The 18,208-nt window shown below is 71.1% G+C and carries 11 protein-coding genes and 1 pseudogene; 7 read left to right on the top strand and 5 right to left on the bottom strand.

From position 1 onward, the window contains the following. Nucleotides 1–439: 439 nt before the first annotated feature. The gene (locus tag QFZ74_RS06605) at nt 440–1,582 is read left to right on the top strand and encodes a glycosyltransferase family 4 protein (RefSeq protein ID WP_307619839.1); all 1,143 of its coding nucleotides are present in this window, start codon (nt 440–442) and stop codon (nt 1,580–1,582) included. An 8-nt stretch (nt 1,583–1,590) separates the two neighbouring features. Here the strand turns inward: QFZ74_RS06605 and QFZ74_RS06600 are convergent, their stop codons facing one another. From QFZ74_RS06600 to QFZ74_RS06590, 3 genes are all read right to left on the bottom strand, one after another. Beyond that, the gene (locus QFZ74_RS06600; protein WP_307619838.1) at nt 1,591–3,300 is read right to left on the bottom strand and encodes a PucR family transcriptional regulator; all 1,710 of its coding nucleotides are present in this window, start codon (nt 3,298–3,300) and stop codon (nt 1,591–1,593) included. Nucleotides 3,301–3,359: 59 nt separating this feature from the next. Next, nucleotides 3,360–4,742, bottom strand: a complete 1,383-nt coding sequence (locus QFZ74_RS06595; RefSeq protein ID WP_307619837.1) for an FAD-binding oxidoreductase — start codon at nt 4,740–4,742, stop codon at nt 3,360–3,362. Between the two features lie 312 nt (nt 4,743–5,054). Further along, nucleotides 5,055–5,693, bottom strand: coding sequence for a TetR/AcrR family transcriptional regulator (locus tag QFZ74_RS06590; RefSeq protein WP_307619836.1), 639 nt, complete (start codon nt 5,691–5,693; stop codon nt 5,055–5,057). A 101-nt stretch (nt 5,694–5,794) separates the two neighbouring features. Between QFZ74_RS06590 and QFZ74_RS06585 the strand changes: the two genes are divergently transcribed. Next, complete coding sequence (locus QFZ74_RS06585) at nt 5,795–7,525, top strand: acyl-CoA dehydrogenase family protein (RefSeq protein ID WP_307619835.1); 1,731 nt, start codon at nt 5,795–5,797, stop codon at nt 7,523–7,525. Nucleotides 7,526–7,532: 7 nt separating this feature from the next. After that, nucleotides 7,533–8,591, top strand: coding sequence for an oxygenase MpaB family protein (locus QFZ74_RS06580; protein WP_307619834.1), 1,059 nt, complete (start codon nt 7,533–7,535; stop codon nt 8,589–8,591). Nucleotides 8,592–8,768: 177 nt separating this feature from the next. Here QFZ74_RS06580 and QFZ74_RS06575 read toward each other — a convergent pair. Continuing rightward, nucleotides 8,769–9,224 (bottom strand): annotated as a pseudogene (locus QFZ74_RS06575) (MFS transporter); the annotation flags it as partial. 292 nt (nt 9,225–9,516) lie between these two features. After that, nucleotides 9,517–11,319 (bottom strand): glycoside hydrolase family 15 protein, encoded by a 1,803-nt coding sequence (locus tag QFZ74_RS06570; RefSeq protein WP_307624059.1) that lies wholly within the window; start codon nt 11,317–11,319, stop codon nt 9,517–9,519. A gap of 531 nt (nt 11,320–11,850) precedes the next feature. Between QFZ74_RS06570 and QFZ74_RS06565 the strand changes: the two genes are divergently transcribed. From QFZ74_RS06565 to ald, 4 genes are all read left to right on the top strand, one after another. Then, a complete protein-coding gene (locus QFZ74_RS06565) occupies nt 11,851–13,500 on the top strand; it encodes a CTP synthase (RefSeq protein WP_307619833.1) in 1,650 nt (549 codons plus the stop codon). Nucleotides 13,501–13,602: 102 nt separating this feature from the next. Next, nucleotides 13,603–14,229, top strand: coding sequence for an NUDIX hydrolase (locus tag QFZ74_RS06560; protein WP_307619832.1), 627 nt, complete (start codon nt 13,603–13,605; stop codon nt 14,227–14,229). A 190-nt stretch (nt 14,230–14,419) separates the two neighbouring features. After that, on the top strand, nt 14,420–16,594 hold the full coding sequence (locus QFZ74_RS06555; RefSeq protein WP_307619831.1) for a tetratricopeptide repeat protein: 2,175 nt from the start codon (nt 14,420–14,422) through the stop codon (nt 16,592–16,594). 136 nt (nt 16,595–16,730) lie between these two features. Further along, on the top strand, nt 16,731–17,855 hold the full coding sequence (gene ald, locus QFZ74_RS06550; RefSeq protein ID WP_307619830.1) for an alanine dehydrogenase: 1,125 nt from the start codon (nt 16,731–16,733) through the stop codon (nt 17,853–17,855). Nucleotides 17,856–18,208 lie beyond the last annotated feature (353 nt).

Below are 18,208 nucleotides of genomic sequence, written 5' to 3'. Positions count from 1 at the left end.
GGCCCGTGCGCCGGGGCGGGCGCACCGTCGCATCGAGGCGCGGTGCCGAGCGGCGTACGCGAGCGTGCGCGGCGCGACCTGGGCGCTTCGGGGGGGCGTACGTCTGGGGCGTCGGTTCGTCGCGTCGTCGGGCCCGGTCGGTGTCCGTGCGACGGCGCAGGTCGGCCGGATCGTCGGCGGGTTCCGTGCTGTCCTCCACCTCGGCGCCGTTCGCCCGGAGCGGTCTTTGAACCACCCGTGTGGGTGACGCGCTCCGGCGCATTGCCTTCGGCCGCCGCGCGTGGCGCCCACCCGCGATGCTCGCAACGCCCTTGCGCCCTGGCATCCTTGAGGGGGAAGGCGGTCCGTGCGGAAAGCGCGCGCGGTGCGTATCCGGGCCCGATACCTTCTGTACGTTTCTTCGTGACCGCCCGACCCCGAAACCAGGAGCCCCGGCCGCGTGAGCCCCCTGAGCAGCAACGCACCGCACGGTCAGTCGCCCTTGCGCACCGTGCAGGTGGTGGGCGGAGGCAACGCCGGAAGCTGTGCGCACGTACGCTCCCTGGCCGCCGGGCTCGTCGCGCGGGGCGTGCGGGTCACCGTGTGCGCCCCCGGCGAGGCCGACCGCGCCTACGACTTCACGGGAGTCGGAGCCGCCCACGTCCACGTGCCGCGCAGCAGCGACCCGGCGTCCGTGGCCGTACTGCGGGCGGTCTGCGCGGACGCCGACCTGGTGCACGCGCACGGCCTGCACGCCTCCTTCCGCGCCGTGCTCGCGCTCAGCGGCCGCAGCACCCCGCTCGTCGTCACCTGGCACAACCGGGCCCGCGCCGAGGGGGCCCGCGCGCACCTGCTGCGCCTGCTGGAGCGGCGCGTCGCGAAGGCCGCCACGGTGGTGTTCGGCACGAGCGCGGACCTGGTGGACCGCGCCCGCGGGATCGGCGCGCGCGACGCCCGGCTCGCCGGGGTCGGCCTGCCCGTCGCGCGGCCGCCCGCCGGCCACGACCCGGACGACCCCGACCGGCTGAGCCCCAAGCTCCGGGCCGAACTCGGGGCCACCGACCGCCCGTTGCTCCTCGCCGTCGGCTCCCTCGACCGGTGCCGCGGCTACGGCCTCCTGCTCGACGCGGCCCGCGCCTGGCGCCGGCTCGATCCCGCACCCCTGCTCGTCATCGCCGGAGAGGGCCCGCTGCGTGCGGCGCTGCAACGGCGGATCGAGGACGAGGAACTGCCCGTCCGGCTCCTCGGGCGCCGCGACGACGTGACGGACCTGCTCGCGGCGGCCGATCTCGCGCTACTGCCGAGCCGGTGGGAGTCCCGCTCCGTCCTCGCCCAGGAGGCACTGCACGCGCGCGTGCCGCTCGTCGCCACCGCCGTCGGCGGCATCCCCGACCTCGTGGGCGACGCGGCCGAACTCGTCCCGTACGGCGACCCGGAGGCATTCGCCGACGCCGTCATGCGACTGCTCGACGACCCCGAGCGGTGCCGGCTGCTCAAGGAGAAGGGCGCGCGACAAGCGGCCAGTTGGCCGACGGAAGACCAGACCGTCGCCCAAGTCCTGAGCGTGTATGACGAGTTGACCCAGCCCCTGCCGCTGCCCTGAACGCGCGGCTAGGCGACGTGCCGGCGTGCCCGCAGGGCCAGACTCAACGCCAGGACGGTCTGCGGGTCGTCGAGGTCGGTGCCCAGCAACTCCCCGATGCGGGCGAGGCGGTTGTAGAGCGTCTGGCGGTTGAGATGCAGCTCGCGCGCGGTCTCGGCCTTGCGGCCCGCGTGCGCCAGGTACGTCTCCAGCGTGGGCAGCAGCGGCGGCCGGGAGCGCTGGTCGTGCGCGCGCAGCGGGCCGATGGCGCGGTCCACGAAGGCCGCCAGGTCCGGGTGGTCGCGCAGCCGCCACAGCAGCAGGTCGATGTCCAGGCGGCGGGCGTCGTACCAGGGGCGGTCGTCCAGGCCCTGCGCCGCGCTCGCCGTCTCCGCCGCGTGCCGCAGGCCCGCCGACGCCGCCGCCCAGCCGCCGGCCACCCCGACCACCACGACGGGCGGCCGGACGCCGGGCCGGTGCATTCCGGCCCGCTCCACCCCGGCCCGCAGCGCCGCCGCGACCCGGTCCGCGACCGCCCGCCGCTCCGCCTCCGCGCGCAGGCCCACGAGGACCGGGACGCGGCCCTCGACCGGACGCACCCCCAGCAGCACCGGCACCCCCACCGCCGCCAGTTCCTCGCCGACCGCGCGGGCCAGCACCGCCCAGCCGCCGCCGCTGCCGACCGCGCCGGGGGAGGGGGCGTCGTCGATCCGCATGACCACGGGCAGCAGCGGGCTGTCGCCCGGCCTGAAGCCGAGGACCCGGGCCTGCGCGGGGGCGTCGCCGGCCGTGACGCGCCCTTCGGCGAGATCGGTGAGGAAGTCGCCGCGGCCGCGCGCCGCCAGCTCCTCCTCCTGCCGGGCCTGCATCAGCACGACCGCCAGGATCCCCGCGGCCCGCTCGGCCGCGATCCGGTGGACCGGCGCCAGCGCTCCGCGCACCGGCAGCAGCACCAGCCGGGCCCGCACCGGAGCGGTGCCCGGCCCGCCGCCCGGCACGTCCACCAGTACCGAACCGGCGGGCGGCGGCGCGTCCTTGTGCGGTCCGCGCAACCCCTCCCACACCTGCAAGGGGTCCGCGCCCTCGGGCCCCGGCCCGGCGGCGTACAGCAGCCGGCCGTCCGCCGTCTCCAGGAACACCGGGTTGCCGCCGAAGTCCGCCAGGATGCCCAGCACCTGCGGCACCCCGCCGCCGCCCAGCAGCGCCTCGGTGCAGCGCCGGTGCACCTCCTCCGCCCGCTGGAGCAGGGCGTAGTGACCGTTGACGATCTCGGTGTGGATCTCCTCGGTGACCGTCACGAACGGCACCTCGCGGTGCAGCTGGACCAGCGGGAGCCCGGCGGCGCGAGCGGTGTCCACCAGGGCCGCGGGCAGCCGGGAGAAGCGCGGGCCGAGCTCGACGACCAACGCGGCGATGCCGCGTTCGGCGAGGGTGCGCACGAACGCCCGCTGCTCGGCGGGGCGGGCGCCGAGACCGTAGCCGGTGGTCAGCAGCAGCTCGCCGCCCTTCAGCAGCGAGGCGATGTTCGGCACCTCGCCCGCGTGCACCCAGCGGACGGTGCGCCCCAGCCGGTCGGCGCCGGCCAGGATCTCCGGGAGCCCGCTGCGCAGCCCGGGCAGTTCGAGCGCCCTGGCCACGGTGATCCCGGCGCCCTGAGTACCGATCCCGCTGCCCGGCCCGCTGTCCGGCCCGCTCTCCGGGAGCCCGCTGCTCGGCCCGCTGTCCGTACGGCTGTCCATGCGGCGGACGCTACCCGCGTGAACCCCCTCGACGACAGGTACGCATCTTCGGTCCCGCGCTACACGGGCGGGATGTTGTGGTTGAAGCGGAACACGTTGTCGGGGTCGTAGCGCCGCTTCACCTTCGCCAGACGCAGGGTGTTCCCGGCGCCCAGACCGGCGACCACGCGCTCGGGGCCCTCGTCGCCGACGAAGTTGAGGTAGACCGCGCCGGTGCTCCACGGACGTACACCGGCGCGGACCTCCCGGACCCAGGCCTTCGCCCGCTCGTCGTCGGCCGGGTGCTCCCAGATCCCGAAGGGGTGCGCGGCCCACGGCGCGTTCCGGTAGGGCACCGGGAAGTCGTCCGGAGCGGCGGCGATCGCCCCGCCCTGCGGGAACAGCAGGTGCTGCGAGTTGCTCGGCACGGGCATGGTGTCCGCGGCGGCCGCGAAGACGTCCACGAGATCGTCGGGCAGGCCGGTCAGGAACTCCGCCGACCAGTAGTTCCGCAGACCGGGCGGGGCGTCGATCATGCACTGCACGTCGGCGTACGGCATGGCGCCGACGATCTCCGCCTCGTGCGGCAGCGCCAGCAGCGGCTCGACGAGCTCCCGCAGGTCCCCCTCGCCGCCCGCGTATGTCACCAGCACGGCGCATACCAGCTTGCCCACCAGGTGCTCGGGCAGGAAATCCTCGGGCGGCGCGGTGACGTACAGCGCGGCGCCGCTCACCTCGTCAGGGCCGGTGCGGATCAGCTCGCGGAAGGCGCGGATGGCCGCCGGGCCCCGCTCGGGCAGGAAGAACAGGAAGGCGATCGAGAACTCCGGGAGTTCGTGCAGCCCCAGGGTGAGCGCGGTGGCGACGCCGAAGTTGCCGCCGCCGCCGTGCAGGGCCCAGAACAGCTCGGGATTCTCGTCCGCGCTCGCGTGCGTCCGCTCGCCGTCGGCGGTGACGAGCTCCACGCCGAGCAGGTTGTCGACGGCGAGCCCGAAGACGCGGTCCAGCCAGCCGGTGCCGCCGCCCAGGACGAAGCCGCCCACCCCGGTGGTCGAGGCCCGGCCGCCGGTGGTCGCGAGGCCGAACGGCTGGGCGGCGCGGTCCAGATGGCTCATCGTGGCGCCGCCCTGGACCCGTGCCGCCTCGGCGGCGGGATCGACGGTCACCTGGTGCATCCGGCGCAGGTCGATCACCACCGCCCCGTCGCCCAGGGCCATGCCCGCCACGCTGTGGCCGCCGCCGCGCACCGCGATCGGCAGGTCCAGCTCCCTGGCGAAGAGCACCGCGCGGATCACGTCGTCCTCGTCGATGCACTGCGCGATCACCGCCGGCCGACGGTCGATCATGGCGTTGAACACCGAGCGGGCCTCGTCGTAGCCGGGGTCCCCGGGGGCGAACACGTCACCGGCCAGATCCTCGCGCAGCGCGGCGAGTGCCGAGCCCGCCTTCGAGAAGGAAGCCATGGCAGCCCCCTTTCGGACAGGGGCACGTGTCGGCTTCCAGCCTAGACGGACGCCACCCTCCAGGCCCTGTGGACGGGAAAACCGCAAGAGGTGCTCGCTGACCTGCAACGATGGGAGTTCCTACGCTTCCATGCAGCAGGATCGGCAGAGCATCCCTCACATGAAATTGTTCCGTACGTCCGCGGCGACCTTCGCGGCGTTCGATGCTCCGAATCTGCTCGCATACAGCGAGCTGGCTCCAGCCGTCCGAGCGGCCGCGCGCTGCCGCCTGCCGGGCCTGGTCGCCGAGCTCCGTGTTGGACTCACGCCTGCTCAGGCGTCCTTGAACGCCCGGTGCACGGCCTTGCCGACGAAGGTGCCGAGGTCCTCAGGACTCCAGGTGTTGCTCTCGTCGAGTAGGGAGTGCACCGCAGACTCGCAGGCCCCCATGAACAATTCGATGAGGACTGGCAGCTTCCGCTTCAGGTCGGCCGTGTGCCACCAAGCCTCCATTGCCGGTGCGATCCACCGGGTTGCCTCGGCCTGGAGGTGCGCACGTGCGGCGCGGAAGCGTTCGGCGACAGACGGGTCGGGGTCGCCCGCGAAGACGAGGCGCCAGGTGTCGGGAGCGCCGGCCGCTGCTGTGAGTAGCGCTTTGAAACCACTGACGAAGGCCAGTTCGGAGTCCTCGATTCCGCCCGTGCTGTGCAGGGCGGAGACGAGCATGTCGAGCAGGGATGACGTCTCGCGATCGAGGAGTGCCTCGACCATCTCGATCCGGTCCGAGAAGCAGGCATAGACCACGGGCCGGGTCACGCCCATCTCGGTGGCCACCGAGCCCACGGTCACCGCGCCGATCCCGTCGCGGACGGCGATCGCCAGCGCGGCGTCGAGCGCCTGCGGGCGTCGGCGTTCAGGTCCCAGGTGGGGGGCGCGCTGTCGCGTGGTCCGCGTGGTTGTGCTGGAGGTCATGGCCCGATCCTAGGCGCTCGAGAAAGTTCCTGCACGGCTGTAGCAAATTCCTACACCGGCGAAGTAATCTGCGCGGGCCGCCTTAGAGACGAGAGAGGCCCATGCCGCTGTTCAATCCGCACCAGCCTGACTTCGGCGAGTTCGACGCCGAGACACGTCGCATCTTCGAGGCGACGATCGAGTTCTTCGAGGACCGCGGGAAGCGGGTACTCAAAGAGCAGGACCGCGGCCACGTCTGGTACGCCGACTTCCTCGACTTCGTGAAGCGGGAGCGGGTGTTCGCCACTCTGCTGACCCCGGCCGCACAGGCCGACGGCGACCCGGACAAGCGGTGGGACACCGCGCGGGTGACCAAGTACAGCCAGATCCTCGGCTTCTACGGAATGGCGTACTGGTACGTCTGGCAGGTCAGCATCCTCGGTCTCGGCCCGATCTGGCAGAGCGGGAACGAGGCGGCCAAGCGCAAGGCGGCCGGCCTGCTCGACTCCGGCGCGATCTTCGCCTTCGGCCTGTCCGAGCGCGCCCACGGCGCCGACGTCTACACCACCGACATGGTGCTGACTCCCGACGGCAACGGCGGATACCGGGCCAACGGCGGCAAGTACTACATCGGCAACGGCAACCAGGCCGGCATGGTCTCGGTCTTCGGCCGCGTCGAGGGCCTCCCCACCGGCCCCAAGACGCAGGACGGCTACGTCTTCTTCGTCGTCGACAGCCGGCACCCGGCGTACAAGCTGCACAGGAACGTGGTCGACGGCCAGATGTACGTCGCGGCCTTCGACCTGGAGGACTACCCCGTCCGCGAGGACGACATCCTCCACCTCGGCTCGGAGGCCTTCGACGCCGCGATCAACACCGTCAACGTCGGCAAGTTCAACCTCGGCTTCGGCGCCATCGGCGCCGTCCAGCACGGCTGGCACGAGGCGATCACCCACGACGAGGGCCGGGTGCTCTTCGACACCAGGGTCACCGACTTCGCCCAGGTACGCGCGCTGTTCCTCGAGACCTGGGTGCGGCTCGCCGCCATGGACCTCTACAGCGAGCGTGCCGTCGACTACATGCGCTCCGGCACCGCCGAGGACCGCCGCTACCTGCTCGTCGACGCCATCGAGAAGATGAACGTCACCCGCCAGGCCGCCAAGTGCTACGAGCTGATGGCCGATGCGATCTCGGCCAAGGGCTTCGAGAACGACATGTACTTCCCGATGGGCGCGACCTCGATGATGGGCCTGCCCCGTCTGGAGGGCACCGTCCACGTCAACATGGCGCTGGCCCTGAAGTTCCTGGTGAGCTACCTCTTCAGCCCGACCGACCAGGGCCCGGTGATCCCGCCGCGTCGCCGGGACGCTGTCGACGACGCGTTCCTGTTCCACCAGGGCCCGGCACAGGGCCTCGACGCGGTGTCCTTCCACGACTGGCGCGCAACCTTCGCCGACTTCGCCCGGCTGCCCAACGTGAAGATCTTCCTGGAGCAGGTCGATGCGTTCCAGGCGTTCCTCGGCACCACACCGCTCAGCAAGGCACAGATGCGGGACCTCGACCTCCTGCTGGTCGTCGGCGACATCTTCACCGCGGTCCCGTACGCCGAACTCATCCTGCAGCAGGCCTCGATCACCGGTGCCGGTGACGACATCCTGGACAGCATCTTCGAGGTCCTTGTCCGCGACGTCTCCGGGCACGCGCTCACCCTGAGCAACAAGCCTTCGGTCACCCCCGACCAGCAGAAGACCGCACTGGCCTGCCTGCGCCGCCCCGCCTACGACGCCGAGCGCTCCGCCCGGGTCTGGGCCGAAGCACGAGCAACCGCCGACACCTACGCAATGAAGCTGTGAGGCTCACATGAAGAAGTCGACGACAGCGATCAAGCCGCACGAGGACTACGGCTTTTTCGCCCCGGGCTCCGTCACCCGAAAAGTCTGGGGATATCCCACAGCGCCGCTGATGGGCATCGTCCGCGCAACGACGATCGAGGAGCTGGACTCCAACCTCCTCGCCGCGGTCCACAACACGGGCGCGAACTACGACCGGCTCCCGACGCGCTACGCCCGCACCGTCCAGTACTTCGCCGCGGTCGCGTTCTCCGACAGCCGGACCATCTCGAAGATGGCCGACGTCCTGGTCAAGATCCACTCGAAGGCGATCGGCATCGAACCGGTCAGCGGCAACCGCTACGACGCCAACGACCCGGACTCCCAGCTCTGGATCCTCATCACGGGCTGGCACTCGGTGCTCAAGACCTACGAGACGTTCGGCCCCGGAAAGCTCAGCGACGCCGAGGTGGAGCAGTTCTGGGCCGAGTGCGCGATCGCCGCCGAGTTCCAGACCTGTGACCCGGCCGCCGTCCCCCGCAACCGCGAGGAGGTGCGCGCGTACTTTGAGAAGTGGCGGCCCAAGCTCGCCGCGAGCGAGGCCACCCAGCGGATGATGCACCACCTCCTCAACGGTGCGAAGGAGGTCATGCCACGCAAGGGCGTCCCGGGACTGATGCGCCCGATCGCCAACGCGATGATCCGACGGGCCACCATCGCCACGCTGCCGCGCCACATGCGCAAGCTGGCCGACATCCGCCAGTCCCGCCTCACCGACGTACTGGTGACCTTCGCCATGCGCCTCAACATGGCTTTCGTCGCCAGGAACGTCCCGCTCATGCGCTGGTACCTCGGCATCGTGGCACCCAAGACACTGCCCATCGTCGAGCCGCACTGGCAGGGTCTGGAGCCCGTGAACCCGGTGGTCCTGACGCCCACGGAGGCCCGTGACCGCTACGGCTACACCAGGCCTGCCGAAGCGCATCTCGAGATCCGGGCCCGCCAGGCGGCGCGTGTCTTCGACGAGCATCAGGCACCGAGCGACGACGGCCTCATCGAGTCCCAGGCGATGCTCGGGAGGCTTGCCTGACTCCCAAACCCGTGTACAAACGCCGTCACTACTCGGGTTCTGGCTCAACTTCCGTGGTGAACCGTCGCTGCTCGGCGGATCAGTCCGGTGACGGCGGAGAACGGGCACGTCAGGGGGTGGGCCAGCCGTGCGGACGAGCACGCGCGGCGTCGCTTCACAGAAGTTGTGCCAGAACCACTACTCGTGAACAAAACCAAGCCGCTCGCCGAGTAGCACCACGCACGCCCCGACGGTCAGCAGCCCGCCGGCGAGGAAGGTGCCCCGCACGTCGGCGAGCGGGAGAATCAGTCCTCCGAGCGCGGCGCCCGCCGCGATACCGGCGTTGTATAAGCCGGAGTTCGCCGCGAGGGCCATGTCCGTGCGGCCCGGTGCGCAGTGCAGCATCGCGTTCTGGGTGGTCATGAACACTGGCCCGAGTGCACTGCCCATCAGCACCAGGAACACCACTGCCGCCACTGGATGGGTGCCGGCCGCGTACAGACCGAGCGTGCCCACCGCCTGCGTGGCAACGGCAGTGGTCAGCGCGGCCTGAGGGAAGCGGTCCAGAAGCGCCCCGGTGATGCTCACCCCGGCCAGACACGCAACACCGAAAGCCACGAACAGGGCACTGACCGTGCTCGGGGAGAATCCGCTCCAGATCTTCGTCCAGGCCCTGGTCAGCCAGCCGCACGCTCAGCTGTACCGACCCCGCCGGATTCGCCCTGCTCATCGCACCCCCAAGCCACGCCGTCCTTCAGGGCGGCTTGATCACCGCCGGACGCTGCTGGCATGCCCCGGTCGTACGCATTGATGACGACCGGGGTGATCCGATACACAAAGGGTGGAACTATCGGCGCTGGAGGCATGAATCCCGCTGCCGTGTCGTATCCGACATGGCGACGACATCACGTCGCGGAATACGACACGGAAAACGGGACCCTACAGATCAGCCGCCGTACGCCCCCGAAGCCGTCAGCCGCAGGGCCGTGTCGATCAGCGGGACGTGGCTGAACGCCTGCGGGAAGTTGCCGACCTGGCGCTTGAGACGCGGGTCCCACTCCTCGGCGAGCAGACCGAGGTCGTTGCGCAGCGAGAGCAGCTTCTCGAACAGCTGGCGGGCCTCGTCCACGCGGCCGATCATCGCCAGGTCGTCCGCCATCCAGAACGAACAGGCGAGGAAGGCGCCCTCGTCGCCGGGCAGGCCGTCGACGCCCTCGTCGTCGCCCTCGGTCGGGTAGCGCAGGATGAAGCCGTCCGACGTGGACAGCTCGCGCTGGATCGCCTCGATGGTGCCGATGACCCGCTTGTCGTCCGGCGGCAGAAAGCCCATCTGCGGGATCAGCAGCAGCGAGGCGTCCAGCTCCTTGGAGCCGTAGTACTGCGTGAAGGTGTTGCGCTCCTTGTCGTAACCCTTCTCACAGACCTCGCGGTGGATCTCGTCGCGCAGCTCGCGCCACCGGTCCAGGGGACCGTCGGCGTCACCGGACTCGATCAGCTTCACGGCGCGGTCCACCGCGACCCAGGCCATCACCTTGGAGTGCACGAACTGGCGGCGCGGTCCGCGCACCTCCCAGATGCCCTCGTCGGGCTCACGCCAGTGGTCCTCCAGGTAGCGGATCAGCCGCATCTGGAGCAGCGAGGCGTAGTCGCTGCGGGCCAGGCCCGTCATATGGGCCAGGTGCAGGGCCTCGGTGACCTCGCCGTACACGTCCAGCTGGAGCTGGTGCGCGGCGCCGTTGCCGACCCGTACCGGCGCGGAGTTCTCGTAGCCGGGCAGCCAGTCCAGCTCCGCCTCGCCGAGCTCGCGCTCGCCCGCGATGCCGTACATGATCTGGAGGTTCTCCGGGTCACCGGCGACCGCGCGCAGCAGCCACTCGCGCCAGGCGCGGGCCTCCTCGCGGTAGCCGGTGCGCAGCAGCGAGGACAGGGTGATCGCGGCGTCGCGCAGCCAGGTGTAGCGGTAGTCCCAGTTGCGGACGCCGCCGATGTCCTCCGGCAGGGAGGTGGTGGGCGCGGCGACGATGCCGCCGGTGGGGGCGTACGTCAGCGCCTTCAGCGTGATCAGCGAGCGGATCACCGCCTCGCGGTACGGCCCGTGGTAGGTGCACTGGTCGACCCACTCGCGCCAGAACTCCTCCGTCGCCTGGAGCGACTCCTCGGGCTCCGGCAGCGGGGGCGGCTCCTTGTGCGAGGGCTGCCAGGAGATGGTGAACGCGATCCGGTCGCCGGGCGCGACCGTGAAGTCCGAGTACGTCGTCAGGTCCTCGCCGTAGGTGTCGGCGGAGGTGTCGAACCACACCGAGTCCGGTCCCGCGACGGCGACCGTACGGCCGTCCTCCTTGCGCACCCACGGCACGATCCGGCCGTAGGAGAAACGCATCCTCAGGGCGGAACGCATGGGCACGCGGCCGGTGACGCCCTCGACGATGCGGATCAGCTGGGGGGCGCCGTCACGCGGCGGCATGAAGTCGGTCACGCGGACCGTGCCGCGCGGGGTGTCCCACTCCGACTCCAGGATCAGCGAGTCGCCGTGGTAGGTGCGCCGGGCCGCGACCGGCGGCTTCGCGTCGTCCGCGTGGGCCGGGCCGATCCGCCAGAAGCCGTGCTCCTCGGTGCCCAGCAGACCGGCGAAGATGGCATGCGAGTCGAAGCGGGGCAGGCACAGCCAGTCGACTGTGCCGTCCCGGCAGACCAGCGCCGCGGTCTGCATGTCTCCGATGAGTGCGTAGTCTTCGATGCGCCCGGCCACGTGCAACTCCAGTCGAACGGCCACGTCGCCCCCGGGGGAAGGGGGCTGTCGCTGGTGCGGTCAAGGGGTCGTTGTTGTTGTGCCTCGTTGAACGGTCCAGTGAAGCAGCCGCGCGGCCCTGGGGCGAAGCGGCGGTCCTGGCTCAGCGAGGCCAAGCGGACTGACGAGCTCGCGTTGTCTCCGGTGCATTCGGCGGGGGTGTGCCGAGATGCCGGCCGGGCTCGGCAGCGAGTGTCCGAGCAGGATACGACGCACGTAGATGATCTGCGTGCCGCTCGGGGCAACCTGTGTGGGCCGAACGAGTGAGCAAGGGGTGATGGCCTGCCGCCCGTGTCGGCGCGTGCGCGGAGCGTGGCCGGAAGCCATCTCTCCGAGGCGCTGATACCCTGGTAGCCCGTGGACCGGTGGGCCCCCGACGGACAGAAATGACGACCGGGGACCCCCGAACCGCAGCGACGGCACCCCCGGAGATCTCCGGGCCGGCAGCCGCACCGCCCTCCAGATCGCGACCACGGGAGCCCCCTCTTGGCCATGCCGCCGAAATCCACGACGACCAAGCACATCTTCGTCACCGGGGGTGTCGCCTCCTCGCTCGGCAAGGGCCTCACCGCCTCCAGCCTGGGCATGCTGCTCAAGGCCCGTGGCCTGCGCGTCGTCATGCAGAAGCTCGACCCGTACCTGAACGTCGACCCCGGCACGATGAACCCCTTCCAGCACGGTGAGGTCTTCGTCACCAACGACGGCGCCGAGACCGACCTGGACATCGGCCACTACGAGCGCTTCCTCGACCGCGACCTCGACGGCTCCGCCAACGTCACCACCGGCCAGGTGTACAACACCGTCATCGCCAAGGAGCGGCGCGGCGAGTACCTGGGCGACACCGTGCAGGTGATCCCCCACATCACCAACGAGATCAAGCACCGCATCCGCCGCATGGCCACCGACGAGGTGGACGTCGTCATCACCGAGGTCGGTGGCACCGTCGGCGACATCGAGTCGCTGCCGTTCCTGGAGACCGTCCGCCAGGTCCGCCACGAGGTCGGCCGCGACAACGTCTTCGTCGTGCACATCTCGCTGCTGCCCTACATCGGCCCCTCCGGCGAGCTGAAGACCAAGCCGACCCAGCACTCCGTCGCCGCGCTGCGCAACATCGGTATCCAGCCCGACGCGATCGTGCTGCGCTGCGACCGCGAGGTCCCCACCGCCATCAAGCGCAAGATCTCGCTGATGTGCGACGTCGACGAGGACGCCGTCGTGGCCTGCCCCGACGCCCGCTCGATCTACGACATCCCGAAGGTCGTCCACGCCGAGGGCCTGGACGCCTACGTCGTGCGCAAGCTCGACCTGCCCTTCCGCGACGTCGACTGGACGACGTGGGAGGACCTGCTCGACCGCGTCCACAACCCCGACCACGAGATCACCCTCGCCCTGGTCGGCAAGTACATCGACCTGCCCGATGCCTACCTCTCGGTCACCGAGGCGCTGCGCGCCGGCGGCTTCGCCAACAAGGCCCGCGTCAAGATCAAGTGGGTCACCTCGGACGACTGCAAGACCCCGGCCGGCGCCGCGGCCGTCCTCGGCGACGTCGACGGCATCTGCATCCCCGGCGGCTTCGGCGACCGCGGTGTGCTCGGCAAGGTCGGCGCCATCCGCTACGCCCGCGAGAACAAGATCCCGCTGCTCGGCCTCTGCCTCGGCCTGCAGTGCATCGTGATCGAGGCCGCGCGCAACCTGGCCGACATCCCGGACGCCAACTCCACCGAGTTCGACGCCGCCACCAACCACCCGGTCATCTCCACCATGGCCGAGCAGATGGACATCGTCGCCGGCGAGGGCGACATGGGCGGCACCATGCGACTCGGCATGTACCCGGCCAAGCTGGCCGAGGGCTCGATCGTGCGCGAGGTGTACGACGACAAGGAGTACGTCGAGGAGCGCCACCGCCACCGCTACGAGGTGAACAACGCCTACCGCGCCGAGCTGGAGAAGAAGGCCGGCATCGTCTTCTCGGGCACCTCGCCGGACGGCAAGCTCGTCGAGTACGTCGAGTACCCGCGCGACGTCCACCCCTACCTGGTCGCCACCCAGGCGCACCCGGAGCTGCGCTCGCGGCCGACGCGCCCGCACCCGCTCTTCGCCGGCCTGGTGAAGGCCGCGGTCGAGCGGAAGACCGCCGAGTAACCCACGAGTTGTACCGTGACCGGGGTGCCCGCCTTCCGGAGGCGAGCATCCCGGTTTTCTCTTTTGGCCGGTCTTTTTTGAAAGCGTGCGGAAGGACAGGGCATGACCATCAAGGACACCCCGGAGGAGTGGGAGGTCCGGGCGACCGGGACTCCCTTCGTCGGCAACAAGACCTCCGTCCGCACGGACGACCTGGTCATGCCCGACGGCTCGGTGGCGCGCCGCGACTACCAGGTCCACCCCGGCTCCGTGGCCGTGCTCGCCATCGACGACCAGGACCGTGTGGTGGTCATCCGCCAGTACCGCCACCCGGTGCGGCAGAAGCTGTGGGAGATCCCGGCCGGCCTGCTCGACGTGCCCGGCGAGAACCCGCTGCACGCCGCCCAGCGCGAGCTGTACGAGGAGGCGCACGTCAAGGCCGAGGACTGGCGGGTGCTGACCGACGTGTACACCACGCCCGGCGGCTGCGACGAGGCTGTACGGATCTTCCTGGCCCGGGGTCTGTCCGAGGCCGAGGGGGAGCGCTTCGAGGTCGAGGACGAAGAGGCCGACATGGAGCTCGCGCGCGTGCCGCTCGACGAGCTCGTCCGCGGCGTGCTCGCCGGGGAGCTGCACAACAACTGCCTCGTCGTGGGCGTCCTGTCGCTGGTCGCGGCGCGCGCCGGTGACGGCGTCGAGCAGCTGCGCCCGGCCGCGGCCCCGTGGCCCGCGCGCCCCTTCGAAGCCTGACGCGACCGCCACGCGCCTCCGCCTCGCGCCCCGCACGCCGCGATGCCTCCGGTGTGACGATCGCCTGATCCGATCGGGGGACGTGCCCGCCGCGCTCCGCAGGGAACGTCGCAGAGCGTGAACTAGGCTCTGACGCGCCCGTACCGGAGTCCCGGCGGGCTCGCGGTGCGGTGGAACGGGAGTGTGGCCCGTGGCGGACGAGGCGGTGAACACAGGCGGCGTGAAGCTGTCCGGCGAAGCGGACGTGGAGCGTCAGTTCCTGGGCCGTACAAGGGAGTTGAAGGAGCTGCGCGCCGACATCGAGCGCGCCGGCCTCGACACCCTCGCCGGCCGCAAGGCCCCACGCGCGCGCGTGCTGCTGATCGCGGGCAGACCGGGTTCCGGCCGTACGGCCCTCGCCGAGGAGCTCGTGGAGCAGGTCGCCGGCCGTTACCCCGACGGGGTACTGCGCGCCCGGCTCGGTGAACCCGACGGCACACCCGTACCGGTCGAGCGCGCCGCCGCCGACCTGCTCGCCGCCCTCGACCTGCCCATCCCGCCGGGAGCCGCCGCCGACGACCTCACCGAGGTACTGCGGACGGCTCTCGCCGGGCGGCGGATGCTGCTCCTGCTGGACGACGCTGCCTCGCCCGAACAGGTCGACGCCCTGCTGCCGGACACCCCCGACTGCCTGGTCGTCGCCGTGTCCAAGGGCCCGCTCACCGGCATCACGGACGTCCGCCCGTGCACCCTGGGCGGCCTCGACACCAAGTCGGCGATCGAACTGCTCACCCGGTACACCGGATCGGTCCGCATCACCGTCGACCCGCGCGCCGCCGAGAGCCTGGTCGAGATCTGCCAGGCGCACCCCGCCGCCCTCACCCTGGCCGGCGGCTGGCTCGCCTCCTGTCCCCAGGCCGCCGTCTCCCACCTGGCCAAGCGCCTGCACGCGGAGCTGGACGAGACCGCGCCCCTGTCCCGCGTCTTCCGGCTGGTCTACGACCACCTGCCCGCCTCGTCCGCCCGGATGCTGCGCCTGCTCTGCCTGGCCCCGGCCGGCCTCGTCGACCCGCACACCGCCTCCGCTCTCGCCGGCTGCTCGGTCGACAGCGCTCGCGGCACCCTGGACCAGTTCGTCGCCCTCGGCCTGCTGCGGGCCGTGCCCGCCCCGCTGCCGCAGTACGAGGTTCCCGCCTGTCTGCATCCCCTGCTGCGCGCCCTCGCCGACACCCAGGACCGGCCCGGCGAACTCCAGCTGGCCCGCGCCCGGATGCTGGAGCGGACCGTACGGCTGCTCCAGTCCTGCCGGGCGATCACCGAGACGGACGGCGCCGAGGCCCGCGAGAAGGTCCAGGGACTGCCGCGCGCGCTGCGCTTCTCCAGCCCCCGTGCCGCGGCCGACTGGCTGCGGGTCCGCCGGCCCGCCCTGCTCGCCTCGGCCCGCCTCGCGGTCGCCGACGGAGGCCTGGACACGCTGGCTCGCCGGCTGATGTCGCAGCTGGTGCGGGCCATGGTGGCGCACATCGGCACCCAGGCGGCCGCCCCCGACCTGTACGGCATCCACCGTCTCGTCCTCGACGTGGCCGAGCGCCACGAGCTGCACCGCGAGAAGGCCGCCGCCCTGCTGAACCTCGCCGACCTGGACGTCCGGACCGGCCGCACGGCCAAGGCGCTGGTCCGCTACCGGGCCGCCCTCGACGCCGGACGCGCGGCCGGCGACCCGTACGCGACCGGCCGCGCCATGGAATCCGTGGGCGGCGCCTACCAGGAACTGGGTGACTACGACCGGGCCGCCGACTGGTTCGGCCGCGCCCTCGCCCAGCGGCTGGCCCGCGACGAGCGCGCCGACGCCGCCCGGCTCTACGGCCGTATCGCCACCGCCCAGACCTACGCGGGCCGTTACGGCGAGGCGCTGCGCGGCTGGCGCGCGGCCATCGCCGGACACCGCAGGACGGGCGATGTCGCGGCCCAGGCACGGGCGCTGAGCGAGCTGGCGCGTGTCCAGGAGTACGCCGGACGCCCCGAGGAGTCCCTGTACTCCTGCCAGGAGGCGGTCGAGTGGGCGCGCCGCGCCGACGACGTACGGCTCCAGGCCGCCCTGCATCTCCGGCTCGCCGACACCCTCGACCGCCTGGGCGACCCGGCCGCCGCCCGACTGCACCGGAGCGCCGGCGAGCGCATGCTGGGGGAGGAGGAGCCCCAGGAGTTTCCCGGGCTCCCGGTGCCTCAGGAACATCAGGAGGCCGGTTCCGGAACCGAAGGTGAAGCCGGGCCGGAGACCGGAGTCGACCCCGGGCCGGGCTCCGATCCGCGACCGGAGCGGGAACCTGCCCTGCAGCACGGTGCAAGCACCTGCGAAATCCGTAGCGCATCCGACAGAGATTGATGCAATGAAAGGCTAGACAGGCGGAACGCCTTCATTAAACTGGCCCTGCCGCACCTTCTTCCGCGGTGCCTCCCGGTGTGCGCCCGCATGCCTGGGTTTGTCTTGTAATGCCCCCACACTCTCTGAGCCAAGGACCGTGATCGACGTGAAGGTCGGCATCCCCCGCGAGGTCAAGAACAACGAGTTCCGGGTGGCCATCACCCCCGCCGGTGTGCACGAGCTGGTGCGCAACGGCCACCAGGTCGTCGTCGAGCGGGGCGCCGGCCTCGGCTCCTCCATCCCGGACCACGAGTACGTCTCCGCCGGTGCCGAGATCCTGGACACGGCCGACGAGGTGTGGGCCACCGCGGACCTGCTGCTGAAGGTCAAGGAGCCCGTCGCGGAGGAGTACCACCGCCTCCGCAAGGACCAGACGCTCTTCACCTACCTGCACCTGGCCGCCTCCAAGGAGTGCACCGACGCCCTCCTGGAGTCCGGCACCACGGCGATCGCGTACGAGACTGTCGAGCTCCCCAGCCGCGCCCTGCCGCTGCTCGCCCCGATGTCCGAGGTCGCGGGCCGGCTGGCCCCGCAGGTCGGCGCCTACCACCTGATGCGCGCGGCCGGCGGCCGCGGTGTGCTGCCCGGCGGTGTCCCCGGCACGCTGCCCGCCAAGGCGGTCGTCATCGGCGGCGGTGTCTCCGGCTGGAACGCCGCGCAGATCGCCATCGGCATGGGCTTCGAGGTGACCCTGCTCGACCGCGACATCAACAAGCTGCGTGAGGCCGACCGGATCTTCGGCACGAAGGTCAAGGCCGTCATGTCCAACGCCTTCGAGCTGGAGAAGGCCGTCCTCGACGCCGACCTGGTCATCGGTGCCGTCCTCATCCCGGGCGCCAAGGCCCCGAAGCTGGTCACCAACGAGCTGGTGTCCCGGATGAAGCCGGGAAGTGTCCTTGTCGACATCGCGATCGACCAGGGCGGCTGCTTCGAGGACTCGCGTCCGACCACGCACGCCGAGCCCACCTTCCAGGTGCACAACTCGATCTTCTACTGCGTCGCCAACATGCCCGGCGCGGTGCCCAACACCTCCACCTACGCGCTGACCAACGCGACGCTGCCGTACATCGTGTCGCTGGCCAACAACGGCTGGGCCGAGGCCCTGCGCCGGGACGCCGCGCTGGCCAAGGGCCTCAACACCCATGACGGCAAGGTGGTTTACAAGGAGGTCGCCGAGGCCCACGGCCTGGACTCCATCGAGCTGGAGACCCTGATCGGCTGACCCGCCGCCCGCACCGCGGCCAAGTCGCCGTCGGTGACAAGGCGATTCGTCAACACGGTTCGTCAACCTCGCGCACCCGGCCGGACCTTGCCCGACAAGGTCCGGCCGGATGTGTGTATGGTCACTTTGCGACGCTCGGTCAACTCGCCTCGAACGCAACGCTTCGACCGATTCGCGCATCAGTGAAAGCTGCTGTACCGCGGCCGTACGCCCTTGACAGCGAGATGTTTCATTGTCGACACATCCTGCCGGGTCCGGCGGATTGTGTTGCTGCGGACCGCCGACACGCCATAGAGTCGCCAATCGTCGGCATGGTGCCACGCTGACCTGTCTAGAAGTTTCCTGGTCACCAA

Origin of the sequence: Streptomyces sp. V3I7 (assembly GCF_030817495.1) — a bacterium.
Lineage (GTDB): Bacteria > Actinomycetota > Actinomycetes > Streptomycetales > Streptomycetaceae > Streptomyces.
Note: the sequence above shows the minus strand (reverse complement) of the source record. Positions and strands in the feature narration are given on the sequence as shown.

Bases quoted from the DNA above. Each gene is read 5' to 3' on its own strand.
- QFZ74_RS06600 (WP_307619838.1), bottom strand. From the start codon at position 3,300: ATGGACAGCCGTACGGACAGCGGGCCGAGCAGCGGGCTCCCGGAGAGC.
- QFZ74_RS06595 (WP_307619837.1), bottom strand. From the start codon at position 4,742: ATGGCTTCCTTCTCGAAGGCGGGCTCGGCACTCGCCGCGCTGCGCGAG.
- QFZ74_RS06590 (WP_307619836.1), bottom strand. From the start codon at position 5,693: ATGACCTCCAGCACAACCACGCGGACCACGCGACAGCGCGCCCCCCAC.
- QFZ74_RS06585 (WP_307619835.1), top strand. From the start codon at position 5,795: ATGCCGCTGTTCAATCCGCACCAGCCTGACTTCGGCGAGTTCGACGCC.
- QFZ74_RS06580 (WP_307619834.1), top strand. From the start codon at position 7,533: ATGAAGAAGTCGACGACAGCGATCAAGCCGCACGAGGACTACGGCTTT.
- QFZ74_RS06565 (WP_307619833.1), top strand. From the start codon at position 11,851: ATGCCGCCGAAATCCACGACGACCAAGCACATCTTCGTCACCGGGGGT.
- QFZ74_RS06560 (WP_307619832.1), top strand. From the start codon at position 13,603: ATGACCATCAAGGACACCCCGGAGGAGTGGGAGGTCCGGGCGACCGGG.